General features: G+C 37.2%; 20 protein-coding genes. 14 read left to right on the top strand and 6 right to left on the bottom strand.

Translation table 11 applies throughout. The features are described from left to right. The first annotated feature begins 902 nt into the window (after nucleotides 1-902). From MUN42_RS05315 to recQ, 8 genes are all read left to right on the top strand, one after another. Entirely contained in the window at nucleotides 903-2,030 is a 1,128-nt protein-coding gene (locus tag MUN42_RS05315) for a class I SAM-dependent RNA methyltransferase (RefSeq protein ID WP_243343456.1), read from the top strand. After that, nucleotides 2,005-3,456 (top strand): L,D-transpeptidase family protein, encoded by a 1,452-nt coding sequence (locus MUN42_RS05320; protein ID WP_243343458.1) that lies wholly within the window; start codon nucleotides 2,005-2,007, stop codon nucleotides 3,454-3,456. The genes MUN42_RS05315 and MUN42_RS05320 overlap by 26 nt, the downstream gene beginning before the upstream one ends. Before the next feature lie 8 nt (nucleotides 3,457-3,464). Beyond that, nucleotides 3,465-4,292 carry an energy-coupling factor transporter ATPase gene (locus tag MUN42_RS05325; protein WP_243343461.1) on the top strand — a complete coding sequence of 276 codons (828 nt, stop codon included), beginning with the start codon at nucleotides 3,465-3,467 and terminating at the stop codon, nucleotides 4,290-4,292. Continuing rightward, the gene (locus MUN42_RS05330) at nucleotides 4,289-5,152 is read left to right on the top strand and encodes an energy-coupling factor transporter ATPase (protein WP_243343463.1); all 864 of its coding nucleotides are present in this window, start codon (nucleotides 4,289-4,291) and stop codon (nucleotides 5,150-5,152) included. The genes MUN42_RS05325 and MUN42_RS05330 overlap by 4 nt, the downstream gene beginning before the upstream one ends. Beyond that, nucleotides 5,139-5,933, top strand: a complete 795-nt coding sequence (locus MUN42_RS05335; RefSeq protein ID WP_243343465.1) for an energy-coupling factor transporter transmembrane component T — start codon at nucleotides 5,139-5,141, stop codon at nucleotides 5,931-5,933. Before MUN42_RS05330 ends, MUN42_RS05335 begins: the two co-directional genes overlap by 14 nt. After that, entirely contained in the window at nucleotides 5,930-6,670 is a 741-nt protein-coding gene (gene truA / locus MUN42_RS05340) for a tRNA pseudouridine(38-40) synthase TruA (RefSeq protein ID WP_243343467.1), read from the top strand. Before MUN42_RS05335 ends, truA begins: the two co-directional genes overlap by 4 nt. 67 nt (nucleotides 6,671-6,737) lie before the next feature. Then, complete coding sequence (locus tag MUN42_RS05345) at nucleotides 6,738-7,931, top strand: DUF4097 family beta strand repeat-containing protein (RefSeq protein ID WP_243343468.1); 1,194 nt, start codon at nucleotides 6,738-6,740, stop codon at nucleotides 7,929-7,931. Between the two features lie 50 nt (nucleotides 7,932-7,981). Beyond that, a complete protein-coding gene (gene recQ, locus MUN42_RS05350; RefSeq protein ID WP_243343470.1) occupies nucleotides 7,982-9,763 on the top strand; it encodes a DNA helicase RecQ in 1,782 nt (593 codons plus the stop codon). A 67-nt stretch (nucleotides 9,764-9,830) separates the two neighbouring features. Here recQ and asnA read toward each other — a convergent pair whose 3' ends face one another. Continuing rightward, the gene (gene asnA / locus MUN42_RS05355; RefSeq protein ID WP_243343472.1) at nucleotides 9,831-10,841 is read right to left on the bottom strand and encodes an aspartate--ammonia ligase; all 1,011 of its coding nucleotides are present in this window, start codon (nucleotides 10,839-10,841) and stop codon (nucleotides 9,831-9,833) included. Nucleotides 10,842-11,184: 343 nt separating this feature from the next. Between asnA and MUN42_RS05360 the strand changes: the two genes are divergently transcribed. The 3 genes from MUN42_RS05360 to MUN42_RS05370 all read left to right on the top strand — a co-directional run bounded on the left by MUN42_RS05360 (nucleotide 11,185) and on the right by MUN42_RS05370 (nucleotide 16,048). After that, nucleotides 11,185-12,831, top strand: a complete 1,647-nt coding sequence (locus tag MUN42_RS05360) for an ABC transporter ATP-binding protein/permease (RefSeq protein ID WP_243343473.1) — start codon at nucleotides 11,185-11,187, stop codon at nucleotides 12,829-12,831. Beyond that, nucleotides 12,831-14,495, top strand: coding sequence for an ABC transporter ATP-binding protein (locus tag MUN42_RS05365; RefSeq protein WP_243343475.1), 1,665 nt, complete (start codon nucleotides 12,831-12,833; stop codon nucleotides 14,493-14,495). Before MUN42_RS05360 ends, MUN42_RS05365 begins: the two co-directional genes overlap by 1 nt. Before the next feature lie 182 nt (nucleotides 14,496-14,677). After that, nucleotides 14,678-16,048 carry a solute carrier family 23 protein gene (locus tag MUN42_RS05370; RefSeq protein ID WP_243343477.1) on the top strand — a complete coding sequence of 457 codons (1,371 nt, stop codon included), beginning with the start codon at nucleotides 14,678-14,680 and terminating at the stop codon, nucleotides 16,046-16,048. A 63-nt stretch (nucleotides 16,049-16,111) separates the two neighbouring features. On the opposite strand, the gene MUN42_RS05375 is transcribed toward MUN42_RS05370, so the two are convergent. From MUN42_RS05375 to yajC, 5 genes are read right to left on the bottom strand one after another with little or no spacing between them, the layout of a single operon-like run. Continuing rightward, nucleotides 16,112-16,543 carry a PTS sugar transporter subunit IIA gene (locus MUN42_RS05375; RefSeq protein WP_243343480.1) on the bottom strand — a complete coding sequence of 144 codons (432 nt, stop codon included), beginning with the start codon at nucleotides 16,541-16,543 and terminating at the stop codon, nucleotides 16,112-16,114. Between the two features lies 1 nt (nucleotide 16,544). After that, nucleotides 16,545-17,552 carry a PTS system mannose/fructose/sorbose family transporter subunit IID gene (locus MUN42_RS05380; protein ID WP_243343482.1) on the bottom strand — a complete coding sequence of 336 codons (1,008 nt, stop codon included), beginning with the start codon at nucleotides 17,550-17,552 and terminating at the stop codon, nucleotides 16,545-16,547. Continuing rightward, complete coding sequence (locus MUN42_RS05385; protein ID WP_243343483.1) at nucleotides 17,542-18,348, bottom strand: PTS sugar transporter subunit IIC; 807 nt, start codon at nucleotides 18,346-18,348, stop codon at nucleotides 17,542-17,544. Before MUN42_RS05385 ends, MUN42_RS05380 begins: the two co-directional genes overlap by 11 nt. A 49-nt stretch (nucleotides 18,349-18,397) precedes the next feature. After that, nucleotides 18,398-18,874 (bottom strand): PTS N-acetylgalactosamine transporter subunit IIB, encoded by a 477-nt coding sequence (gene agaV / locus MUN42_RS05390; protein WP_243343485.1) that lies wholly within the window; start codon nucleotides 18,872-18,874, stop codon nucleotides 18,398-18,400. Nucleotides 18,875-18,885: 11 nt separating this feature from the next. Beyond that, a complete protein-coding gene (gene yajC / locus MUN42_RS05395; protein WP_243343487.1) occupies nucleotides 18,886-19,161 on the bottom strand; it encodes a preprotein translocase subunit YajC in 276 nt (91 codons plus the stop codon). A gap of 342 nt (nucleotides 19,162-19,503) precedes the next feature. Between yajC and MUN42_RS05400 the strand changes: the two genes are divergently transcribed. The 3 genes from MUN42_RS05400 to MUN42_RS05410 all read left to right on the top strand — a co-directional run bounded on the left by MUN42_RS05400 (nucleotide 19,504) and on the right by MUN42_RS05410 (nucleotide 25,313). Beyond that, nucleotides 19,504-23,190: a TIM-barrel domain-containing protein gene (locus MUN42_RS05400; RefSeq protein WP_243343489.1), complete on the top strand. Its 3,687-nt coding sequence runs from the start codon at nucleotides 19,504-19,506 to the stop codon at nucleotides 23,188-23,190. A 291-nt stretch (nucleotides 23,191-23,481) separates the two neighbouring features. Beyond that, nucleotides 23,482-24,612: an SIS domain-containing protein gene (locus MUN42_RS05405; RefSeq protein ID WP_243343491.1), complete on the top strand. Its 1,131-nt coding sequence runs from the start codon at nucleotides 23,482-23,484 to the stop codon at nucleotides 24,610-24,612. Beyond that, entirely contained in the window at nucleotides 24,612-25,313 is a 702-nt protein-coding gene (locus MUN42_RS05410; protein WP_243343493.1) for a GntR family transcriptional regulator, read from the top strand. Before MUN42_RS05405 ends, MUN42_RS05410 begins: the two co-directional genes overlap by 1 nt. Nucleotides 25,314-25,420: the final 107 nt, after the last annotated feature.

The raw sequence follows: 25,420 nt of genomic DNA on the forward strand, positions 1-25,420 counted from the left end.
GGTAGAAAAATAAAATATGCTTACTTAAATCTCTAACCAGGAAGTAAGCTGACCCCATAAAGTTGTTTCTACACTAGAGTTGGAAATATCTCTAGCTCTAGTGTTTATTTCTCCTAGCTATAGGGTAGGATTTTTTATATTCCGTCTTTTTCTATATTCTACAGATAGGTATCCTACGTTTTATTTTTTTCTTGTAATACTTAATATATTTTTCAATTCTTTATTTTGTTTTTCGTATGAATAGTAATTTACTCACTTATATATCTCTTGTTTTAACATTTCAAATAAGCTTTATATATACCTATCTATATTCGCTCTCTTTAAGCGTTTTTGTAAATAGATAGTGTAGATTTTAGAAGATTATAATAATTTAACAAGTCTTTTAGTTTGTATTTCTTTCTTAAACTGAGATTATGTCAGAAATTGCATTAATCATGTATATATCATTTGAGACAATTCTATATTTTTTTATTGTGCTTGCTTTAGTGAATCGTTCTCTAAATTAGTTAAGTTTACTGATGAATATTTTTTAGTATCTTTTGAAATTGTAAGTAACTTTGAGATTTTTGAATGTCTTCCACTCTTTTTAGATTTAGTACTTAATTAACTTTTTTCTAAATTATTTTACCATCTCAAAATTATTGATAGATTATTGATTTTAAGTTCATTAGCTAAGCTTTGATATGCATTAACCAATTTTAAAATGATACTCTTGTGTGAGAGATTATATATTTTTGTTAATTGACAAAATTAATTTTGAATTATGTATTATATTTTGCAGTTTAAAAGCTTAGATTCTTAAGGTAGTTTTGGGTTTAACTTTTTGGGTTAGTTCATTCCCAGAAGGTCTCTTTTTTTCTAAAAACAATGGAAAAACTATAAAATAAAGTTATAATAAAAACATGGAAAAAATTTTAATCACCTGTAGTTTTGGTCTTGAGGCCATAATCAAAAGAGAGCTTAATGATTTAGGCTATGAAAATATAAAAGTCAGTGACGGAATGATCGAGATCGAAGCTATTTTATCAGATATAGCAAAAATAAATATGAGTTTAAGGTGTGCAGATAGGGTATATTTATTAATAGATTCTTTTAAAGCTAGAACTTATGATGAGCTTTTTGAAAATGTAAAAGCTATCCCTTGGCCAGATTTCTTGAGCGAAGATAGCAACTTCCTCGTAAATGCCAGGTCTTTTAAGTCTAAACTATATTCATTAAGGGATATCCAATCTATTAGCGAGAAGGCTATAATTGAGTCTATGAAAAAGACCTACAGGAAGAATATTTTCAGCAAATCTGCTGAGAAGGTCGGTATCGAGATAATGCTTGAAAGAGATATAGCAAGAATTACTATCGATACAACAGGCCCTGGTCTTCATAAGAGGGGATATAGGGAAGATAGTGTCAAGGCACCCCTAAGGGAAAACTTGGCAGCAGCCTTGGTTGACCTTTCTTTCTATAACAAGGACAGGTTTTTGTTTGATGGTTTTTGTGGGTCAGGGACTATTCTTATAGAAGCTGCTAGGAAGGCTCGTAATATTGCCCCTGGTCTTGATAGGGACTTTGACTTTCAAAAATTTATCTTTATGGACAAGGATATCTACAAAAAAGCAAAGGTAGCTGCCCTAGAGGCCATAGACTATGATACTAAGCTTAATTTGCTAGGATCTGATATATCTGGTAGGGCAATAGAACTTGCCAAGAATAATGCTATAAATGCTGGTGTTGAAGAAGACATTTCCTTTATAAAAAGGGACTTTGGATCAGTAGCACTTAAGGATGATTATGGTATTATTATAAGTAATCTACCTTATGGATTGAGGCTCTCTAAGATAGACCTTGATGAGATATATAGGAAGATTAATCATAAGTTTAAGAATCTAGAAACTCGGTCACAATATTATTTGACTACTGATGAGTCCTTTGAGAAAAAAATTAAAAGGAGGGCTTCAAAGAAAAGAAAATTATATAATGGCGGAGAGAAAGTAGATTATTACCAATATTTTGGCCCAAGGCCAAAGAAAAGTTAGGAGGCTTATTATAACTAAGGATAAAAAAAGCAAGAAAGTCGGCAATGTCATTTGGATATTTGTTGGAATATTGGCTATTTATTTACTAATAAGTGTTATATTCTCTTTTATAACACTACCAAACACTTATATTAATGGTACAAATGTTTCTTATGCCTCAAAAGAGTCTGCCCTAGAAGAAGCAGGTGAAGACTTTACTATAAATATTTCAGGTAGGAATGACAAGAATTTACTACTTAATTCAAAAGATATAAATTATGAGGCAAGAATTCCTGAACAAGCTTCAATAGATCAAAATCCTCTAGCTTGGCCTTTGTATGTATTAAATGCCAAGGAAGATAAGTTAAATTTTGACTATGATATAAGCTATGATAAGGAAAAATTAGATTCTATTATTAAGGATTCAGCTCTCTTTACCAATGTAAAAGAACCGTCAGATGCCAAGGTTGTTTACAAGGATGGAAGCTTCCAAATAGAAGAAGAAGTCTTGGGAGATGAGCTAGACTATGAGAAGGTTAAGGATGCTATAGTGGCAGCCGTATTGGAAAACCATGATGATATTGTCCTTACTGATGAATTCTACAAGGCACCTACCCTCTATGCAGACTCAGATGAAGTCAGGGACTTACTAGTAGATGGGGAGAAAATCCAAGCCATGAACATCGGCTTTAACTTCAATGGTTTTGATATAAAGCTAGATGGAGATGACCTTGTTAATATGGTTGACCAAGAAGGTTCAAAATTTGTTCTAAACTACGATAAGGTTTCAGAATTTGTGGCAGATGTAGCAAGTCAAACTGATACCTACGGAACAGACCGTAAGTTTAATGCGACTGGCATTGGAGAAATTGTTGTAAACCCAGGAGTTTATGGCTATACCCTAGACCAAGTAGCAACTAGTGATGAAGTTTATAAATTATTTAACGAGAGAAAATCAGGCGATATCGAACCAGTTTACCAAAGATTTGGTTACGAAAGAACTGATAAGGGAACAGATATAGGAGATACCTATATAGAAGTTGACCTATCCCGTCAAATGCTATGGTTCTACAGGGATGGAGAAGTAATCTTGGAATCACCTTTTGTAAGTGGAATTACCCAAGACAACTGGCAAACTAATGTCGGTGTTGGAGCAATTCTTGAGAAAAATACCAATGCTACCCTAAGGGGAGTAGGTTTTGAAGGTGAAGAGTATGCAACACCTGTCGACTACTGGATGCCAATAGGTTGGGATGGCGAAGGCTTCCACGATGCCCCATGGAGAGGCTCTAACTTCGGTGGTAATGTCTATAACTATGATGGAAGTCATGGATGTATAAACCTACCTCCAGCAACAGCTAAATTTATTTTTGAAACAGCAGATAATTTGACCCCGGTTGTAGTCTACGAATCATCAACAAACTATTCACCGGCTATGATGTATTAGGAAAGATAATGATAAAGATAGAGAATTTAACCTACACCTATCCTACAAACGAGGAAGATCAAAAAGAGCAAAAAAAGGCCCTAGATAACTTGAGCCTTCAAATAGACAAGGGTGAATTTGTAGCAATCCTGGGCCACAATGGCTCAGGTAAATCTACCCTTGGTAAGTTATTAAATGCTCAGATTTTTCCAAGCTCTGGAGATATATGGATAGATGATTTAAATACCAAGGATGAAGATAGGATATGGGATATTAGGGAAAAATGTTCCATGGTCTTCCAAAATCCTGACAACCAAATGGTAGCAACTACAGTCGAAGAGGAAGTTGCCTTTGGACCAGAGAATCTTAGGGTCAAGAATCCCGAACTTCGTGAGAGGGTAGATAGGTCTTTGAAGCTTGTAAATATGTATGATTATAAAGATCGTGACCCATCAGCCCTATCAGGAGGTCAAAAGCAAAGAGTCTCCATAGCTGGTGTTATTGCTATGCTATCAGACTATATTATTTTCGATGAGCCTACAGCCATGCTAGATCCAGAAGGCCGTAGGGATGTTATAAACTTGGTCGATAGACTTAACAAAGACTATAACAAGACCATAATTTACATAACCCACTATATGGAAGAAGCAGTGCTAGCTGATAGGGTTGTTGTATTAAATGATGGAAAGAAGGCCCTAGAAGGCAATGCCAGGGAGGTCTTCTCTCAAGTAGAAACTATGAAGGAATTGGGTCTTAGTGTGCCACAAGTTACCGAAGTTGCCTATAATCTTAAGAAAGAAGGTTTCGATATAGATCCCCTTCCTTTGAGTATAGAGGAGTTTTTAGATCTCTTATGAAGATAGAATTAAAAAACGTTGATTACATTTATAATCAGGGCCTACCCAACGAAGTCTATGCCCTAAAGGATATAAATCTTACTATAAATTCCCATGAGGTAATAGGTCTTATTGGTAAGACTGGATCTGGTAAGTCTACCCTAGTTCAACTTCTTAATGGACTTATTATACCCACTAGTGGAGATTGCCTTATAGATGGAATCAATTCTAAGGATAAAAACAAAAGAAGAGATGCAAGATTTAAGGTAGGACTTGTCTTCCAATATCCTGAACACCAATTGTTTGAGGAGAGTGTAGCAAAGGATATAGCCTTCGGTCCAAAAAACATGGGCCTTAGTGAAGATGAGGTAGATAAGTCAGTAAGGGAAGCCATGGCCAAGGTAGGTCTTGACTATGAAACCTACAAGGACCTATCACCCTTTGAGCTATCAGGTGGCCAACAAAGAAGGGTCGCTGTTGCAGGAATATTGTCAATGAATCCCAAGGTCTTGGTCCTAGATGAACTCACAGCAGGACTAGATCCAGTTGGTAGGAGTGAGATTTTTGATGAGATCTTATCTCTCTATAGGGAGGATGATGAGCTTTCTATAGTACTTGTTTCCCACTCCATGGAAGATGTGGCAGAGTATGTGGACAGGGTAATTGTTATGAGTGGTGGAGAAGTATTCTCCGATAGGTCAACCTATGATACCTTTACCAAGGTAGACTTGGAGTCTATTTCCTTGGATGTTCCTCAAATAACTAAGTTTATGAGGGAGTACAAGTTGAAAAATCCAAGGGTAAATGATGATATTTATACAGTTTCAAGCGCAGTAGAAGAGCTAAAAAGAGTTTTGAGGGAAGATAATGACAGATATTAGCATAGGACAATACCTACCCTTCGATACCTTTATCCATAGACTTGATCCAAGGGTAAAGATCATTGGGGTATTTTTATATATAATAACTATATTTTTTGTTGATAACTTTATTGGCTATATTCCCTTTGTAATCTTGTTACTTGCCATGTTGTATATAGCAAAAATTCCACCAAAGAGCGTAGTAAGGTCTTTGAAGCCTCTAGTATTTATTATGATTATTACAGGACTTATTAATTTATTTACTACAAGAGGAGAAGTGATTCTTAGCCTAGGCCCCCTTAATGTTACCAATGAAGGAATTTATAGGACAGGCTTTACTATACTAAGGCTTATCTTGATAATCCTATCTACTTCAGTCTTGACCTATACAACTAGTCCTATGGAGCTTACCTCTGGACTAGAGAAGCTATTTTCGCCCTTAAAGAGGTTTGGCTTTCCAGCAGGAGAGCTTGCTATGATGATTTCTATTTCATTGAGATTTATACCAACCCTCTTTGATGAAGCTCAAAAGATCAGGATGGCCCAAATGGCTAGAGGAGCAGATTTTGAATCAGGCAATATCATAAAGAGGGCGACGGCTATGATCCCTCTCTTGGTTCCACTTTTTATCAATGCCTTCAAGAGGAGTGATGACCTGGCTACAGCTATGGAAGCAAGACTCTACAGGGTAGGCGAAGAGAGAACTAAGTTAAATGAAATAAATATGGATAAGACCGACTGGATCACCCTAATAGGTCTTATAGTATTTTGTAGCATAGTGATTGTAGTCCACTTCCTATGATTAAAAATATTTTGCTAGAAACGTCCTACGATGGGACAAACTTTGCTGGCTTTCAATATCAAAAAGATGAGAGAAGTATAGAAGAAGAGCTTTTAACTGCCCTTCATAAGATAACTAATGAAGATAATAGGATTATATCCTGTGGGAGGACTGATGCCGGAGTTCATGCTAGGAGCCACTTTATAAATTTTCTTACAGGGACAGATATAAATCCCAAGGCCTTCAAGTTTCATATGAACAAGTACCTGCCAGATGATATCTTGGCCTTATCTTCAAGGGAGGTTTCCCTAGACTTTCATGCGAGATTTTCTGCCAAGGATAAGCTATATAGGTATATTATAAGTCGAGATAAGGATATGCTCCCTATTTATAGAAATTATAAGGAGAACATAACCTACAAGCTAGACCTAGATAAGTTAGACCAAGGACTAAAGGCCCTTGAGGGTGACCATGATTTTAGGCTCTTTATGTCTTTTGAAAAAAATCTTCAGATAAATACACAAAGACGCATTGATGAGGCTTATTTTGAAGAGGATGGGTCAGATTTGAATATATATTTTAGGGCGAACTCTTTCCTCCACAACCAAGTTAGGATAATGGTAGGAAGTCTTGTAGAGCTTGCTAGAGGTAGGTTAAGTCTTGATGAATTCAAGAGGTATTTTGACAAGTCCTATGATAAGAGGGCCAATCCTGTCCTATCAGCCCATGGTCTATACTTGTGGGAAGTTAATTTTTAAAAATTATCATCTTTTGTGATACAATATATAGTGACAAAGTAATACAGGCGTAGTTTTGGAGAAAATGATGGAAAATAAAGAAAGAGAAGAAGAAAAAATAGAATTAAAGGATAGATTTAAGTGGTTCAATCCCAAATACCTTGTCATAGGACTAGTGAGTATCCTAGCAGTCCTCGGGATATTTTATTTTACCAATAAGTCTAGCTCACTTAAGGGAAAGCTTGCTACTACAAGTGAGATTGATGATAACTCCTACAACCAATCAAGGATAATGAGGGTTGACTTAAACAAGGTAGATTCTATAGAATTTGACCTAGGAACTAGCGATATTAGGATCCAAAGGTCAAACACCAATCCCTATATAGAATACACAGTCCTCTACCGTGGGGAGGAGAATTCCTACAATATGGATGTTTCCTATGATGATGGGAAGTTAAAGCTAAAGAGCAAGATTGTAGGCAAGGAACTCTATATGAAGGATAAAATTCCTATAGTAAGGATCTTCCTTCCAATGGAGGGTGGCCTTGATGAAATAAAGGGCAGTATGACTGCAGGTGATGTCAAAATTACTGACCTTGAAGTAAAAAATTTTGACCTAGCTATAAAGAGTGGCAATATCACAGTAGATAATGCCTTCTTCCAAGGATCAATTACCAACCAATCAGGTTCTATTAACCTAAATAAGGCAGAAATTAATAATACCAGACTTCAAACAACAACAGGAAATATCAATATAGTAGACTCAAGTCTTGGCAATGACCTTCAATTTATTACCCAATGTGGGGATATCTTGGTAAGTGCTGACAAAACAATAGATAATTATAATATATCTGCCAAGTTAGGAGTAGGTAACTTTACCCTAGGCAATGTTTCCTATAGGAATATAAAGGATGGCTATCAAAGTGAAAACAAGGGCAAGTACCAAGTCTCTATGTCCACCAAGATCGGTAATATAACCTTTAACAAGGGCGAAGGAGCAAATCTTGATGATGAGGAATATATAACTAACCAAAGTGTTAATAGGGATGAGGAAGAAGTCTCTACAGTAGATGAAGAGGAAAATTCTGATGAAGAGTCAACAGATTTAAGTAGCGAAGAGCTTGATCAAGAATCTGAAATGAGCGAAGACTATGAAGAAACTGATCAAGTAATGTACGAAGATAAGTCCCAAGAAATAGAAACTTATGAAAATGAAAGCCAAGTAAATACAGACTATGATCAAGCTGAGCCAGACCAAGGCACAGGTGATCAGGGTCTTTAGTCAAGAAATAATTAGGCCTAGCGCTTAATTATTTTTTTATGGAGTTAGATATGAGCGAAGAAGAACTTTTATTTAATTTAAAAAAATATTTTGGCTATGATTCCTTTAGGGAGGGTCAGAGAGAAATAATAGAGGCCATAATGGATGGTAGGGATGCCCTGGGTGTTCTTCCAACAGGGGGAGGTAAGTCCATTTGCTACTGGCTACCTGCCATCCTAAAAGACGGAGTAACCCTAGTCATATCTCCCCTAATTTCTCTAATGAAGGACCAGGTCGATGCCCTAAGAGAAGCAGGGATAAGTGCAAGCCTAATTAACTCAAGCCTATCTAGTGAAGACTATAGGCAAACTTTGAGTGATCTAAGGCAAGACCTTATAAAAATCCTCTACATATCTCCAGAGAGACTAGAAAATGAATTCTTTAGGGACTTCTTATCTGACCTCAATGTAGCCTTTGTGGCAGTTGATGAAGCCCACTGTATATCCCAATGGGGCCATGACTTTAGACCATCCTACAAGCTAATACCAGAGCTCTATGATATATTGGGAGATGACCTTCAAATGACAGCCTTTACGGCAACAGCTACAGAAGAAGTAAGGGCGGATATAATAAATAACCTAGAACTAAAGGACCCCCTAGTAAAAATTACTGGTTTCGACAGGAAGAACTTGTACTTTGGAGTAAAAAAGCCAGCCAAGAAGTTGGACTTTCTCATAGACTACCTCACAAACCACAGGGAAGAGTCTGGGATAATCTATGTATCCACTAGAAAAAGAGTAGATAGTATCTACAAAAACCTTAGGACCTTGGGCTTTAAGGTAGCAAGGTACCACGCAGGCCTTAGCGAAGAAGTTCGCAAGAAGGAGCAAGAAGACTTTATCTATGATAAGAAGAAAATAATTGTCGCTACCAATGCCTTTGGTATGGGGATAGATAAGTCCAATGTAAGATTTGTCATCCACTACAACACCCCCAAGGACATGGAATCCTATTACCAGGAGGCAGGAAGAGCTGGTAGGGATGGGGAAGATGCCGAATGTATCTTGCTTTACTCAGCCCAAGACATAGTCATAAATAAGCACCTAATTAACCAAAGCACCAATTATAGTCACAAGCTCCACGAACTTGATAAGCTCCAGGTCATCATAAACTATGCCAACACATCAAGGTGCCTGAGGGCCTATATATTAAATTACTTTGGCCAAGCGACCAGCGATACTTGTGGGAATTGTTCAAATTGCCTATCTACTATAGAAAGGGTAGACGTAACAGTTGATAGCCAAAAAGTTTTATCTTGTATCTATAGGCTTGAGCAAAGGTATGGGATAAATACTGTAGTAGAAACATTGATAGGAGCTAATAGCAAGAAAATTAGAGAAAGGGACCTCAATAAACTATCTACCTACGGGATAATGAAGGGCAAGGACAAGGCCTATATCAAGGACCTCATAGGACTCCTTATAGCAGATGGCCTTATCAAGGTAACTTCTAACCCTTATCCAATCCTAAAACTAACTGAGAAGTCAAAAAAAGTTTTGTTTGGTGAGCAAAAAGTAGACCTTGCCATCTCAAAGGATGAACTTAAGCATGAAAGAAAGGCATCCTATGACGAGAGTCTCTTTAGCCATCTAAAAAAAGTGAGGCTAGACCTCTCCAAACAAAGAAATGTCCCACCCTTTATTATTTTTTCTGATAAGACCTTGAAGGATATGGCAGCCTATAAACCTCAAAATGAGGAAGAGATGCTTATGATAAAGGGGGTTGGGGAGAGAAAGCTCATCCAATACGGGGACATCTTCCTAGCAGAAATAAAAGAATACATTCACAAATAAAAGACCTACTACTTTGTAGCGACTTAGCTTCTATATACTAAGTGGATTACAAAATAGTAGGTCTTTTCTATAAGAGTTCTATTCCCTTGTTGGATAGCATCTTTCTTTGACCATCAGGCCAAAAGGAAACTTGAACTTCTCCTATGTGGGCCTTTTGTAAGAAAAACATACAGAGTCTTGATTGGCCGATACCACCCCCTATGGTTTGAGGGAGCAAACCATCAAGGAGGAGTCTGTGGTAGTCATACTTTAGCCTATCAAGATTGCCTGTTTGCTTTAATTGTTCATTTAGCCTATCAGGATTTACCCTAATGCCCATGGAGGATAATTCCAAGGCCCTACCTAGGACAGGGTTATATATAAGAATATCACCATTTAGGAGCCAATCGTCATAGTCAGGCGCCCTATTATCATGCTTATCTCCATTGGATAGGATATTTCCAATTTGCATAAGGAAAACTGAACCATACTCCTTGCAGATAAGATCCTCCCTCTCCTTTGGAGTCTTGTTAGGATACCTTTGTAAAAGCTCTTCGCTAGTTATAAAGGTAATTTGGTCCTTGAGGAGCTTGGGCCTAGTTGGTATAAGGCTACAGAGATACTCATCAAGGGACTTCATAGTCCTATAAATAATATTTACTACACTCTTTAGGTAGTCTACATTCCTATCGGCTTCATCAATAATTAGCTCCCAGTCCCATTGGTCTACATAAAAGGAATGGGTATTGTCAGGCTCTTCGCACCTTCTTATGGCGTTCATATCGGTATAGAGGCCCTCATGGGTCTTAAACTTGTATTCCTTTAGGGCATACCTCTTCCACTTGGCAAGAGAGTGAACTATTTCCATACTTTCATTATTGGCTTCAGGTAGGGTGAAGGTAACTGGCTCTTCAACTCCGTTTAAATTATCATTAAGTCCAGAAGCTTCTGATACAAAAAGTGGGGCAGAAACCCTCTTTAAGTTAAGGTTGTTGGCTAGGTTAATTTGAAAATAATCTTTAATTTCTTTGATAAGTAGCTGGGTCTTGTAGAGGTCTTGGCTACTCTTATAATTTTCTGGTATAAATACTTTTGTCATCTTATCTCCTTTTAATATTATTAATATACTATTAATTGAAATAAAATAAATATAGAAGTTAAAGTTAAGGGCTAGTTGGGATAATTATTAAGTAAAAATATAGATTCTCTTTTATTATAGTGGTTTATTAAAAGACTTAAGGGATAAATTAAATAGCCAATATTACAAAGAATATTTTTAGTCTTCCATATTGCAATAAAAATCCAATGTGCTAAAATAAGATTGTATATGTAAATAATAATCATTTGCAATTATTGAGAAAGGATTGGATATGCTTGATAAGTACTTATATAAATATATTGGAAAAGCCAAGGCTTACATAAGTAGAAGTGTTCTCCTCACGATGACCAAGACATTTGGGACCTTCTTTTTAGCCCTAGCCTTTGGAATACTCATTAGTAACCTATATTATTCTAGAGAAATAGAGATCTTTAAGCTTAGCCTTTTATTTATCCTTGGACTAGCTATAAGGATTTTTGCAGTCTATAAGGTAAATAATTACAATGCAAAAATAGTAGGCGAAGTCAAAGGAGAGCTAAGGAAGAGCCTTATAGAAAAGGCTACATCTATAGGACTTGGCTACAAGGAAAACACCTCAACTTCTAATTTGATAAATATGGGATCTGATACCATAGAGCAATTAGAAAATTACTATGGAAGATTTCTCCCAGAATACTACGGCTGTTATGGGGTGAGTCTAGTTAACCTTATCATATTTTTCCTTATAGACTGGCACATTGGCCTTTTATTTCTAGTCTTGATGCCAATAATCCCTTTATTTTTGAAGGGTTTGTTGAAGTTTGTAACTAGCATGCAGGGAAGTTATTGGAAAAAGTACCAGGACGTGGGAGCTTTGTTTCTAGATAGCCTCCAAGGAATCACAGCCCTAAAGATCTTTGGTGCTGATAAGAAAAGAGCCAGGGAGATAAATGATAAGTCAGAAGACTTTAGAATAATGACCATGAAGATTTTAACCATGCAACTATCATCTATAACCCTAATAGAGTGGATAGCCTACGGGTCTAGCGTTGGATGTATCTTTATGAGCCTCTATGCCTTTTCTAAAGAAGGAGTAAGCCTCGAAAGCCTCATTATTGTTTTGATCCTTGCAATGGAAGCCTTTAACCCAATGATTACCCTCACTGCAAGCTTCCATGTGGCAATGACTGGGGTAGCTGCTGGTAAAAACTTGATAGAGTTTTTAAACCTAGAAGAAGATAGAAGGGTAGAATCCTTCCCAGAGGGAGAGCTTGAGAGCCTAGAAGTAAAGGACTTATCTTTTGCCTACAAGGGTAATGACGAAAATAGCCTCATAGATATCAATTTGAATCTCCCACAAAAAGGTTCGGTTGGACTTGTAGGAGAAAGTGGCTGTGGTAAGTCGACCCTTACTAAGGTCTTAGCCGGAAGTATAAGGGCTAGCGAAGGAGATGTATATGCTAATGGCAAGGCCTACGAAGAGATAAGGTCAAACTCCATAGGTCAAAATATCTTTAGGATAAGCCACGATTCCCATATCTTCGAAGAAAGTGTCTACGAAAACCTAACTATGGGGGATAAGTCTATAAATGATAGGGAAATAGAAGAAGCCCTTAAGAAGGTAAACCTCTACGATGAAATAATGGATAAGGGAGGAGTCGACGCAAGGCTTACCAGTGGTGGAAATAACCTAAGTGGTGGCCAAAGGCAAAGACTAAGTCTCGCTAGAGCCATCCTCCATAATCCAAAGGCCTATATTTTTGATGAAGCAACTAGCAATATAGACATAGAAAGTGAAGAGATAATCTTTAAGAATATAAGAGAAATCTCTAGGGATAAGTTAGTTATCATAGTTAGCCACCGCCTATCTTCCATAAAGGATGCTGACAAAATCTATGTCATGGATAAGGGAAGAATCATAGAAGAAGGCGACCACGAGTCTCTAATGGACTTAGATGGAAACTATAAGAGGATATATGATGCTCAAAAAATTTTGGAAGGAGCTTTATAATGAATACAAGAAAAAGAAGTGATTTTCAAATAATGAAAAAGTTAATAAGGCTAGTAAGCCCCCTAAAGTATCAAATGCTAGTCGCAATTCTTGCAGGTAGCATATCCTTATTGTTCTTTACAGGAATAGGGGTTCTTGCCGGAAGCCTTGTATTTACTTACTTTAGTGAGGGGATATTAAGTAAATTTGTAATATTTTCCATAATTATAGCTGTAATCCTTAGGGGAGTTTTTAGGTATTTGGAGCAATATATGAACCACCTTATAGCCTTTAAGGTCTTGGTCTTACTTAGAAATAAGGTCTTTGGGGCAGTGATGAGACTTGCTCCATCAAAGATAGAAAATACCAACAAGGGAGATCTTATATCAATGATTTCATCAGATATGGAACTCCTTGAAGTCTTCTATGCCCATACCATATCCCCAGTTTGTATAGCCCTAGTTTCAGCCATAATCTATGTGGCCTACCTAGGAAGTATCTTTCCCCTAGGAGGTTTTATCTTACTCTTAGGTTATATTTTAATAGGATTAGTCCTACCGATAATATTTGAAAGGCTAGCAGACCCTGTAGCCTTCAAAATCCGTAAAAATATTGGAGGACTCAACAATAACTTTTTAGACCTCTTGCGTGGGATAGGGGAGATAATCACCTTCTCCTACCAAGATAAGGATAATAAGAAAGTCCAAAAAATAGGAGCTAAGCTAAACAAAAACCAAGGACAATTAGTAAGACAATTAGCTTTTTTACTAGCCTTAGTAGACTTCTTGAAGGTAAGTATAAGCCTTATAATTATAATTTCTGCGATAGCTACAGGACAAAGTACCTATGTAGTCTTTATATCAGCTATCTTTACCTACTTTAGCCTAGAGGCTGTCAAAGCTGTAGCCCTCCTTGGTAATGGCCTTTCCCAAACCCTGGCCTGTGGAGATAGGATCCTAACCCTCCTAGAAGAAGAACCAGCAGTCATGGAAATTAAGGGCAAAAACGACCTAAGCCTGGACCTACTAGAAGAAAGTAAAAATGAACTAATAAAAATCGAGGGTCTTAATTTCTCCTATGGGGACAAAAAGATTTTAAAGGACTTTAACCTTAGTATAGCGAAAAACCAAATTGTTGGAATTAAGGGACCAAGTGGCTGTGGTAAGTCCACCCTCCTTAAGCTAATCATTCGCTTCTGGGAGGCTGACTCTGGTAAGATAGAAATTGCAAATCTTGATATAGCAGATATAAATACCAAGTCCCTCTATGAGCATATATCCTATATGACCCAAACTACCGAGCTTTTTGAGGGATCTATAAGGGATAACCTCCTCATAGCCAAAAATGATGCAAGCGATGAAGAAATAAGAGACGCCCTAAGGAAGGCTGCCATCCTGGACTATGTTGAAGGCCTCAAGGAAGGACTCGATACCTTTACTAGGGAGCTAGGGGATAACTTCTCCTCAGGTCAGATGCAAAGACTAGGACTTGCTAGGTGTTTTCTAAAAAATGCTCCAATCTTACTCTTAGATGAGCCAACCAGTAACCTAGATTCCCTAAATGAAAATATAATCCTTACTTCAATAAAAAATAATATGAAGGATAAGACCATAATAATGGTAAGCCACAGGGCATCAAGCCTTATAATTTGTGATAAAATCATAAATATGAAGGGAAAAAATTAAATACTATGAAATTGCTAGGTAAGAGATTATTTAGCAATTTTTTTATGCAGCTTATGCCTATAATAAAATAAGACTTATAGGAAAAAATATAGACAAAATAAAGGCCCTAAAATATAATAAAGACATAAATAATCTTTTAACTAGGGCTTTTTGTCTTAGGACTGGTAGAAGAAAGGGGTTTTATGAAAGAAGAATTTTCTAATTTATTTAAATTTGATGCAGATTTGTCCCTAGGTCAAGCCTTTCCCTTGGCCTTGCAACACGTTATAGCCATGATTGCTGCCTGTGTAGCACCGGTTATTATTTTTACCAATGCCATAGGACTTGAGCCAAGTGAGAGTGTAATGCTTGTCCAAATGGCACTTATTGGATCTGCCATTACTACGCTTTTAATGATTTTTCCAATAGGGAAGTTTGGCGCCAAGCTTCCTATGATGTATGGGGTATCATTCGCCTATGTTCCTACCATGCTGGCGCTTGCTGGACAATTTCAGGGAAGTGGTCCTAGGCATATAGTGGCTATAGTCCTTGGAGCCCAATTAATAGCAGCTATAGTCTCCTTGATTTTTGCCTTTACCCTAAAGTACATATTGCCATATTTTCCACCTTTGGTAAGTGGTACAGTTGTATTATGTATAGGGATTTCTCTTTATCCAATCGCCTTAACTAACATGGGTGGAGCTGGAGATGTTACAGTTGCTGGCTGGGGTGCTTGGCAAAATTGGTTGGTGGCTATTATAACTCTAGTAGCAAGTATAGGTTTTACCCATTTTGGTAAGGGAATAGCATCCCTGGCGTCCCTCTTGTTTGCTATGCTAGTAGGTTATGTAGTTTCATTTTTCTTTGGTATGATAGACCTAAGCCCAGTAGGGGATGCAAGCTTTGTATCCTTGGTTAAGCCCTTACACTTTGGCATAAGTCTCGAGCCTTCGGCTATATTTTCCTTTATAATAATTTTTATAGTCACGTCTATTGAGGGTATTGGAGATATGACCTCTACTACTGTAGGGGGTATGGATAGGACTCCTACAGGAGATGAGCTAAGGGGAGGACTCGCAGCCTTCTCTCTTACAAATATTATAGGGGCCTTTACTGGAACTCTTCCAACAGCTACTTTCTCACAAAATGCTGGTATAGTTTCTGTAAATAAGGTCATTAATAGGAAGGTATTTTCTACAGCAGCCATCATAATCTTGCTTGCTGGCTTTTCACCAAAGCTATCAGCCCTCCTTACTACTATTCCTGATGCAGTAATAGGTGGAGCTACCCTATCAGTCTTTGCCATTATTACCATGAATGGTATCAAGATGATTACTAGCCAACCCCTTACTACTAGGAATACTTCCATAGTTGGTACAGCAGTGGCCCTTGGCTTTGGCTTTACATCAGTTGTATCTGTAGCAGAGTCTGCAGGAGTTGTCTTTATGCCAGAATTTTTGAAGGTTGCTATAGGGTCATCACCAGTAGTCCTAGCTGCCATAGCTGCAGTCCTTATGAATGTTATAATTCCAGAAAATGAAGAGGATAAGGCTAGGGAAGAGAGTCTAAGCTAGGATCTTTAACAAGTAAAAATTTCTACAAAAAAAGGAGGCTTTCGCCTCCTTTACTTATTATTTCTAGATTCCATCATTGTCTTCTACATCAGCATCACTAGGTGCTTCTACCTCGTATGCCATTATAGAACCCTTTGCTTCATCTATTACTTCCCTTACAGCTTCGTCTACATCAGAGCTTACAGAGTTGATAGCTGTGAATAGGGCTGCAAAGTTTAATCCGCCTATTACTCTTACATTAGCCTTATCGCCTATGCTCATTACTGATCTGTTGAAAGGTGTTCCACCTGCAAGATCTGCAAGGACTAGGACATTTTCGTAGGAGCTAAGTTCTTCATAAGCGTCTTTTATTTTTTGATCAAGTTCTTCTAGGTTATCATTTTCTTTGAATTCTAGAACTCTTACATTCTCGAAATCGCCAGCGATCATTTTGATAGCAGAGTAAACTCCACTAGCTAAACTTGCGTGGCTTACTACTATTACACCATTAGCCATATTAGAATATCCCAAAGAAGCTTCCAGCAACGCCAAGTATTAGCAAGAATGCTATACAAGTGATTGGTTTCCATTGTCTCTTAATCATTAAGAAGTATAGAAGAAGGGTGATTGCTAGAGGTATTAATTTTGGAATAATACCATCAAGTACACTTTGGATGTTAACTGTTACTGGTTGTTCTTCATATCTGTTGAAGGTAATAGCAGAGTTACCATTTCCAAGGTCTACTATGGTAGATCCTTCAGCTAATTCTTCTGTTGGGTTACCATTTTCATCTTTTGCATATAAGAATTCGTCGTATTCAGCTAGCTTGTCATTTGGTACTACTGTGTCTACTAGGACTGCAGCATTTGTTGTACCATTTGGTACTTCTAGGGCTGTTGTTGTATCACCGTATACAGCTGTTAGGGCACCTACTACGATTACACCAAGAATTGATGCAGCTCTTGTAAATTCCTTAGCGTTAGCTGTAAAGATATCGATGGCTTCTGTACCCATCTTGTAGGACCAGTGCATTAGCCAGAATCTTAGAGCGAATTGGGCAATGTTAAATATTACTAAGAATAAGATAGGACCAGCTATCTGACCTTGTAGAGCCATATTTGAAGAAATACCTGCAACGATAGGCACTAGGGTGAACCAGAATAGGGCATCTCCTATACCTCCAAGAGGTCCCATTGCTGCAACTCTTACGGCTCTGATTGTTGGTACATCAAGTTTGTTTTGTTCTAGAGATAGGATAATACCCATAACAAAGGTTACTAAGAATGGGTGAGTATTAAAGAACTCAAGGTTGTGAGTCATAGAAGTAGCTAAGTCTTCTTTATTTGTGTGAATTTTTTCAAGACCTGGGAGGATTGCATACAACCATCCACCAGATTGCATTCTCTCGTAGTTGAAGGATGCTTGCAAAAATAATGATCTCCAAACCATTTTGTTTAGAGTTTTCTTATCAAGCATCTCACTAGGAGTCTTGTCGATGTATTCATCTACTCTATTATATTCCATCTTCTTCTCCTTCCATATCTGATCCTACAGGCCCAGCTTTTTTCATCTTTGTTTGGATTTGGTAATCCCAGAATGCTAAACAGAATCCGATTAGTGCCATTAATAATAGGGCAGATCCTGTCAATGCAGAGTTAGATACTATAATTACTGCTAGAGCAAATCCAGCAAGGTAGAAGCCCCATAGGTCTCTACTAAGCATAAGTCTTAGAAGAACTGCAAATCCGACAAATTTCATCATACCACCAGCTACGCCAAGTCCATCCATAAACCATGTAGGAATAGCTTCTGTTAGAGTTTTACCAAAAGTAGAACCTGCAAGGAAGAATAAAACTACTACTAGTCCGAAGATAGCACCTAAGATAGCCATAGAAATGTAGTTAATTCTTTCAATTCCTTTAGGGTTAGCTTCATGAGCATATGAATCAGCCTTAGCCATAACAGGACTCATTACTGTAAATAGTAAGGTAATTCCATATTGACCTAGTAGGGCAAAAGGAATAGCAGCAGCTACGGCAGCATTTGGTTCAAGTCCAGAAGTAATTGCAAAGATTACAGATACAATACCTCCGATAACAGCGTTAGGTGGTTGAGCACCTCCGACAGGCATGTTACCAATTGTCATTAATTGGTAAGTAGCACCTACTATAAGACCAGTTTGCATGTCTCCTAAGATAGCGCCTATTACAGGACCCATAACGATAGGTTGGTATAGGGATTCTAGGAAGCTGAATTGGTCAATAGCAGCGATGAATGTTACTACAAATATTAATAATATTTGTAAAGCATTATAATCCATATTTACCTCCTTTACGAATTATAATTTTATATTAATAATTTCTTATTAATTAACTAAATAATTTCTCGATATTTTCCTTAGATTCTGTAGGAACCTTTCTAATCTCGAGTTCAACGCCTAATTCTCTTAGCTTCTTGAAAGCTTCTACGTCTTTATCATCTACAGCAACTGTACCAGCTACTTGTCTTTTTCCTTCAGCCATGTGCATATTTCCAATATTAACTTTCTTGATTGGAACTCCACCTTCTACTAGGGTAAGAACATCTGATGGGGTTTCACAAATAATAAAGATAAGTTGTCTATCAGCTGCCTTGTGGATAGTATCAATTGTCTTTTGTAGGGTCCAATATCTTGTAGCAACACCGTTTGGTGCAGCCATGTCCATAAGACCTTGTCTCATCTTGTTGCTAGCTACATCATCATTTGCAACAAGGATTAGGTTAGCTCCAATAGCCTTGGTCCATTGGGTAGCAACTTGACCGTGTAACAAACGATTATCAATTCTTGTAAGAACAATATTTGGCATTTATTTCTCCTTTACTTAATAATTTCACTTATACTATAACGACTTACTTTGATGTTGACATCCTTGGCTACATTGATGATAGCTGTATCTTCACCTAAAGTAACAATTTTGCCATAGATGCCATCTGTTAGCATGACAGTCTTGCCAGGTTTCAAATTAGTATGAAGATCTTCAAAATATTCTTTCCTTTTCTTAAGATTCTTACGACTAATAATCTGGCTAATAAAGACAAACATTGCTATAAAGGCTAACAAGACCAAGGATGTCGTTGCGATATCACCTAACATTTTCCCTCCTTCCATCTTTTTCTGCATATTTACTTAGAAAACATTTTCAAAAATTAAAAATAAATCTTAGATAAAATATTTCCTAGGATAAATATTTAGATAGACCATATTTAATTGGGTAAATTATTAATATGGTAGTTACCACTATTATAGATTATAAAATAAGTCTTGTCAAGAACTTCTATACATATTATATCAAATTTTAAAATAAATTTCTCTACTTTATCTGAGATCTATAAAAATAATTATTTGGAAGGGGGGAGTTTGGGGTAAGAAAAAATATGAAAACGTAAGCTTTTATATAATAATAGAGTAAAGTTTAATTAAGATAAGGAGGCTTTGATGGAAATTAATACTGAAAAAATTAGATCGATAGAAAAAAGTCATGGATTTTTTGAAATAACTTACGAAAATGACCTGGGGGCTAGACTCTACTTGTATGATGAGGACATCATAAGATTCTACTTAGACCCCAAGGGCGACTTTTCTGAAGAGGTGAAGGTCAATGATCCAAAAAGACCTGCCCAAATCGTGGTAGGAGATGCCTACAAGGGAGGGACTACTAGTGATATTTTCCTTGATGCTAAGCTAGAAGAAGATGGGGAAGATTTTATAATAGATACTAAGACCCTTAGGATAAGAATTGGAAAAGAAGGAGATTCCCAAGTCTTTGATAAAAGAAGCCAAAAGCTTGTCTTTAATATAGTTGGAAGTGATGGCCTAACTCTTAAGTTTTCTCATAGGGAGGATGAATTTTTCTATGGAGGAGGAGTACAAAATGGTAGGTTTGCCCACAAAAACCAAGAAATTGAGATAAAAAATACTAATAATTGGTTAGATGGTGGAGTCGCATCTCCAAACCCATTTTTCTTCTCAAGTGCTGGCTATGGACTCTTGGCCAATACCTTTGCTCCAGGTAAGTATGTCTTCAAGGACCCGGTAGAGATAAGCCATGAGGACGACAAAATCGACTTATATTTTATGGTAAATTTCGACTACTACAAGCTAATAGATGACTACTACAAGATAACAGGTAGACCAGTTTTGCTTGCCAAGTTCGCCTTCTATCCAGCCCACCTAAATGCCTATAATAGGGATTATTGGATAAAGACAGACAAGGAAGATGAAGGCTCAGTCTTATTTGAGGATGGTAACTACTATAAGGAGTACCAACCAGGCAAGGTTCCTGAGGGTAAGGAAGGTATCCTAGAGTCCCTAAATGGTGAGAAGGATAACTATCAATTTTCTGCTAGGGCTGTGATCGATAATTACAAAAAATACGATATGCCTCTAGGTTGGTTTTTGCCAAATGATGGTTATGGGGCAGGCTATGGCCAAAGCGATTCTTTGGCAGGAGATATAGAAAATTTGAAGGACTTTACTTCCTATGCCAGGGCCAATAATATCGAAGTGGGTCTTTGGACTGAAGAAGACCTCCACCCACAGGACAAAAACAATCCACAAAAGGGGGAGCGTGACATAGAAAAAGAAATCGTCGATGCGGGAGTCAGGGCCTTGAAGACTGACGTTGCCTGGGTGGGTGATGGTTATTCCTTTGGCCTAAATGGAGTAACTGATGCAGGATATCTCATGAGGAAGCTCTCAGGTCTAAGACCTACTATTATAAGCCTTGATGGCTGGGCAGGGACTCAGAGGGAGGCAGGAGTCTGGTCAGGAGACCAAACAGGTGGCAAATGGGAGTATATCAGGTTCCATATACCAACCTATATAGGAGCAGGTCTTTCTGGTATGCCAAATATAGGATCTGACCTTGATGGAATTTTTGGAGGAGACAACAAGGAAATAAATGTGAGAGACTTTGAGTGGAAGAGCTTTACCCCAATCGAGTTAAATATGGACGGCTGGTCTCCCCTTCCTAAAAATCCCTACCAATATGATGAAGAGGCAAGGGCTATTAAAAGATCATATTTAAAATTAAAGTCCCAAATGCTCCCATATAATTATTCCTATGCCTACAAGGCAAGCTTCTGCGGCTCTCCTATGATAAGGGCCATGTTCCTAGATAATAGGGAAGATGTAAATGCCTATGGCAACTTAACTAAGTACCAATATATGTGGGGAGATTACCTCCTAGTAGCTCCGGTCTATGAAGATAGTACAAATAGTAAGGGCGATAGGGTTAGAAATGGTATCTACTTGCCAGAAGGGGATACCTACTATGACTTCTTTACAGGAAGGGACTACAGGGGAGAGGTTGTTTTAAATAATTTTGAGACACCCCTATGGAAAATCCCAGTACTTGTGAAGGAAGGGGCTATAATCCCTATGGTAAATCCAAACAACAACCCTCGTGAAATCGATCAAGGAAAGATTGACCTTGTCTACTACCCATCAAAGAAAGAGACAAGCTTTTTACTCTATGATGATGACGGAATGAGCGAAGGGTATTTGAGGGGAGAGAGCGTAAAGACTCCTATCAAGGCAAGGGTAGATGATGAAAATAACCTATCCTTCACCATTGGCAAGACTGAGGGGAATTATGAGGGCTTTGTAAGTGAAAAATCCTACACCCTAAATATCTTTACCAAGGCTAGGGTTAGTGGGCTAAAGATCCTTGTAGATAATGAGAAAATTAGCCTAGATGAAGTTAAGTCTTATGAAGATTTTTTAGCTAGCAAAACTTCCTACTTCTACAACCACTCCTTCCACTACAATTCATATATGGATGAGGTCGCAGGAGATAAGCTTGACCAGGATTTCCTCCAAATAAAACTTCCAGCTATAAATACCCTAGAAAGTGAGATCACAATTGAAATCGAGGGACTTGAAATAAGTGACGGATTGGTAGAAAGAACACTTGATAAGAACCTAGCTACAATAACCAAGGAAGAGATTAAGATAGAAGACCTCAAAGAAGATAGCTTCACCATAAGCCTTGATTCTCCTTATGATAGCTACGAAATCCTCTTTGATTCTATCCTCCACACCAATATCGAAGATACCTTTACCTTTAAAGAACTAGAAGCAGATAGGGACTATGAACTTAGAGTCAGGGGAGTTAGGGGAGAGGCTCACTCAGAATTTTCCGAGCCAATCCAAGCAAGAACCCTAAAGGATATCTTCAATAGGAGTCTTGAGATAAAAAATATTAGGTCTAACTATGAATTTGAGGATACAGAACCTATGGCTAATATCTACAGCCATAATCTAGATGAAGGCTTTAAGACCAAGGACCTAGGAGATAAAAAACTTGAACTTGTAATTGAGTTTGATGATATAAAAAATATCTCCCAAATGATCTATTATCCAAGGGCCGACTACAATGGATCTCCTAAGAGAATTTCTATCTTTACAAGCCTTGATGGCAGGGACTATCAATTATACAAAGATAAGGCCTATATGTTAAACGATAGCCACTACCCAGACAAAAACCCTAAGATGGTAGACCTTGAAGGAGTAAGGACAAGATTTATAAAATTAGTCTTTGATGAAATGGTGGATAATTACCTTGCAGGCTCTGAGTTGGTATTTTTGGAAGAAAAACAAAAATTAGATTTAAATAAGTCTTTCTTCGAAAACTACGCAGGTCTTGAAGCGACTGACACTGACTACAAGGGCTATGTAGAAGGAGCTGACCTTGACAAAAATGGCCTAATAGATGCATATGATATCTACAACAGCCTCTACAAGGAAGAACTCCCAGAAGAAAATCCTAACGGCTCAATTGAAATAAGAAATATAGATAACCAAGAATCAAAGAAAACCTACCAAATATCAGCTAAAAACCTAAAAGACATAGGGGCATTTTCATTAAAAGTATCCTTCAATAATAAAAATATCAGCAAAGATGACATTAAAATAAAATTAGCAGATAGGCTAAATACAACTGATACCATTAACTTCTCAAGGTGGAGAAGGCATACGAATGGAGAAGAAAACTTCTACCTAATCTTCATAAATAAAGACCTTGAAGGATCTTGTGACCTTGTAAAACTTGAGACTTTAGATGAAGAGATAAGATTCACAGAGATTAGGCTAATTTCAAAAAATGGTTTGGAAGTTAAATAAGATGAGAAAATTCAAATCTTAGAGAAAAGACGGGGATTATTAGATGTTTAATTTCGGGAAATTCTTACCCATTTATCCTTTCAGAAAAAATCTAAGATATTTTTAATAATTAAGATCCTATGAAAGTTATTGAGGGTAATAATCAAGGACTTAGATAATTATTGGCGCAGGATTGGTAACCTGTCTTGCCCATAAATAATATATAAATCATTTTCATAAAGTCCTTGAATTTAGCCTTATAAACTAATATAATGGATACGATGGTAACTACCAATATTATAGGAGGTTTATATGCTATTGGACGAAAGTAAATTAGAAGAAAGAGATTTCAAAAATACTTATACTGAAATCTTAAATCAAGCAGACACCTGGCTAGAAGTTTACAAGTTGTATGAAGAAAGAAAAGACGATATCGAAGCCTTCTTAGGCAAGATTGGATCCGACGTAAAAGTAATCTTTACAGGTGCAGGAACAAGTGAATATGTAGGAAATGTTTTAGTGGACTATCTAAAAACTCATGGAGATTTAAACTTTGAATCTATAGCAACAACAGATTTAGTTTCAGCTCCTTACCTACACTTCGAGAAGGACCAAAAGACTCTTCTTGTATCTTTTGCAAGAAGTGGTAACTCACCAGAATCGCTCGCAGCTGTTAAACTAGGTAGCCAATTAGTTGATGATTTCTACAATCTTCCAATTACTTGTGCTAAGGATGGTAAACTTGCCGAAGGCTTAAAGGATGATGAAAAATCATATGTATTTCTAGAACCAGAAATTACAAATGATAAGGGCTTTGCCATGACAAACTCTTTTTCATCAATGCTTTTAGCAGCCCTACTAATCTTTGATACAAAGACAGAAAACAAAAAAGAAGTTGTAGAAAAGGTATCAAGCCTCGCTAAAGAAGTTTATGAGAGAAAAGAAGAGCTAGAAAAACTAGTAGACTTTGACTTTAACAGAATTGCTTACTTGGGTAGTGGTCCTCTAGGTAAACTTACTAAAGAAGCTAGACTAAAAATCCTAGAACTTACAGCAGGTGAAGTTGTAACAATTTGGGATAGCTCTATGGGCTTTAGACATGGTCCTAAGTCATTTGTAGACGAAAATACCCTCTTAGTTTCTTTCGTTTCTTCAAACCCTTATACAAGGCTCTATGATGTAGACTTACTAGAAGAGGTAGCTCATGATGAGATTGCTAAGAAGATTATAGCTGTTACAAATTCATCAATTGACAAAGACTATGAGCTAGTATTTGACAGCGAAGGAATTGATGATGTATATCTAGCACTTCCTTATATAGTGATAGGTCAATTAATAGCCCTAATCACAAGCTTGAGAGTTGGCAACACTCCTGATAATCCATCTAAGACTGGAACTGTAAATAGGGTTGTAAAGGGAGTTATAATCCACGATTACGAATAATGTCCACCCTTTATTCAGACCTAACAACTAAGCTTCTAGATAAGATTTCAACCATGAAGAAAGGAGATAAGTTCTACTCAGAAAGGCAAATCTGCCAAGACTATGGGGTTTCTAGGACGACAGTTAGAAATGCCATAGGGTCTTTGGTAAATGCTGGGATTCTCTACCAAGTACAGGGTAAGGGTACCTTTGTCAGGGAGAAAAATAGCGAGAACTTATCAAACTACTACTCTTTTACAGAGCAAACTAGGAAGAATGGAAAGAAACCCAAGTCTCCTGTCCTAAAATTTGAAATAAAAGAAGCTAACGAAAAATTGCAAAAGATCTTTGATCTAGAAAAAGATGCCAAGGTCATTCAATTTGAAAGGCTTAGGATAGCAGATGACATTCCAATGATGTATGAGATAACGACCATTCCCTATGATAGATTTTCAGAGATTGATAAGGGATTACTAGGCAAAAAAGCCCTATATGATATCTTCAATGAAGACTTCAAGACCAAAATATATCAAGTCAAGGAAAGATTCTCGGTCTCATCACTTAGCTATGATATGGCAAGAGCTTTAAAGCAAAAAGACCAAAGTCCTTGCCTCAAGATAGTTAGAAGAAGCTTAGATATAGAAAATTCAATCATAGAATACACAGTTTCCTTTGCAAGAGCTGATATATTCTACTATGAAACAAGTTATTCACCAAATTAAAAAATCTTTTAATGGAAGTATATACTAAAAAAGTGGTGCTGCAGGTTAGATAATTCTATTCTGCTCATCGCTTTTTTAGTATATTTTTAATATCTATGAATTGATTT

The sequence above is a fragment of the Anaerococcus sp. AGMB09787 genome, assembly GCF_022808955.1.
Lineage (GTDB): Bacteria > Bacillota > Clostridia > Tissierellales > Peptoniphilaceae > Anaerococcus.

Bases quoted from the DNA above. Each gene is read 5' to 3' on its own strand.
- MUN42_RS05315 (WP_243343456.1), top strand. From the start codon at position 903: ATGGAAAAAATTTTAATCACCTGTAGTTTTGGTCTTGAGGCCATAATC.
- MUN42_RS05325 (WP_243343461.1), top strand. From the start codon at position 3,465: ATGATAAAGATAGAGAATTTAACCTACACCTATCCTACAAACGAGGAA.
- MUN42_RS05330 (WP_243343463.1), top strand. From the start codon at position 4,289: ATGAAGATAGAATTAAAAAACGTTGATTACATTTATAATCAGGGCCTA.
- MUN42_RS05335 (WP_243343465.1), top strand. From the start codon at position 5,139: ATGACAGATATTAGCATAGGACAATACCTACCCTTCGATACCTTTATC.
- truA (WP_243343467.1), top strand. From the start codon at position 5,930: ATGATTAAAAATATTTTGCTAGAAACGTCCTACGATGGGACAAACTTT.
- MUN42_RS05345 (WP_243343468.1), top strand. From the start codon at position 6,738: ATGGAAAATAAAGAAAGAGAAGAAGAAAAAATAGAATTAAAGGATAGA.
- recQ (WP_243343470.1), top strand. From the start codon at position 7,982: ATGAGCGAAGAAGAACTTTTATTTAATTTAAAAAAATATTTTGGCTAT.
- asnA (WP_243343472.1), bottom strand. From the start codon at position 10,841: ATGACAAAAGTATTTATACCAGAAAATTATAAGAGTAGCCAAGACCTC.
- MUN42_RS05360 (WP_243343473.1), top strand. From the start codon at position 11,185: ATGACCAAGACATTTGGGACCTTCTTTTTAGCCCTAGCCTTTGGAATA.
- MUN42_RS05365 (WP_243343475.1), top strand. From the start codon at position 12,831: ATGAATACAAGAAAAAGAAGTGATTTTCAAATAATGAAAAAGTTAATA.
- MUN42_RS05370 (WP_243343477.1), top strand. From the start codon at position 14,678: ATGAAAGAAGAATTTTCTAATTTATTTAAATTTGATGCAGATTTGTCC.
- MUN42_RS05375 (WP_243343480.1), bottom strand. From the start codon at position 16,543: ATGGCTAATGGTGTAATAGTAGTAAGCCACGCAAGTTTAGCTAGTGGA.
- MUN42_RS05380 (WP_243343482.1), bottom strand. From the start codon at position 17,552: ATGGAATATAATAGAGTAGATGAATACATCGACAAGACTCCTAGTGAG.
- MUN42_RS05385 (WP_243343483.1), bottom strand. From the start codon at position 18,348: ATGGATTATAATGCTTTACAAATATTATTAATATTTGTAGTAACATTC.
- agaV (WP_243343485.1), bottom strand. From the start codon at position 18,874: ATGCCAAATATTGTTCTTACAAGAATTGATAATCGTTTGTTACACGGT.
- yajC (WP_243343487.1), bottom strand. From the start codon at position 19,161: ATGTTAGGTGATATCGCAACGACATCCTTGGTCTTGTTAGCCTTTATA.
- MUN42_RS05400 (WP_243343489.1), top strand. From the start codon at position 19,504: ATGGAAATTAATACTGAAAAAATTAGATCGATAGAAAAAAGTCATGGA.
- MUN42_RS05405 (WP_243343491.1), top strand. From the start codon at position 23,482: ATGCTATTGGACGAAAGTAAATTAGAAGAAAGAGATTTCAAAAATACT.
- MUN42_RS05410 (WP_243343493.1), top strand. From the start codon at position 24,612: ATGTCCACCCTTTATTCAGACCTAACAACTAAGCTTCTAGATAAGATT.